Origin of the sequence: Kitasatospora sp. NPDC059747 (assembly GCF_042732955.1) — a bacterium.
Lineage (GTDB): Bacteria > Actinomycetota > Actinomycetes > Streptomycetales > Streptomycetaceae > Kitasatospora.
Genome location: NZ_JBHWGV010000007.1, coordinates 141,581 through 141,948, shown reverse-complemented (window position 1 = coordinate 141,948; position 368 = coordinate 141,581). Strand labels below are relative to the sequence as shown.

General features: G+C 77.4%; 1 protein-coding gene. It reads right to left on the bottom strand.

What is annotated here, in order from left to right; genetic code table 11:
* Positions 1–266: acyl-CoA thioesterase (locus tag ACFV4G_RS05380; RefSeq protein WP_380436692.1), on the bottom strand; the 266-nt coding region annotated here is incomplete at its 3' end.
* Positions 267–368 lie beyond the last annotated feature (102 nt).

The window sequence follows — 368 nt, the reverse complement described above, 5'->3', positions numbered from 1 at the left end:
CTCCGGTGGTCACTTGGCTTGCCTCCCACCCGCGCGACGCGGCCCCGCTCCCGCGGGGCCCCCACACGGGGCGGTTGGCGCATCACGGCGCCCCCCCCCCCCACCGACCCGCCCGCGAACTCCCCGGCACCGGCCGCGGCGGCCTGGGTGAACATGAAGTCGATCCGGGCCTCCTCCAGGTAGCGCAGGAAGACCACGTTGTTGACGTGCCCGAAGGCGTCCATGTCGGACCAGCGCAGCGGGCAGGCGTAGATGTGGCGGGCCACAGGTGTTCTCCTCGGTGTCCGGTCGCGCGCCGCGGTTCAGCGGCGGCGGGCCGCCGGGCCGGCGCGCGCCCCCCCGGGGGGTGGGGCGGGCGGGCCGGGGAA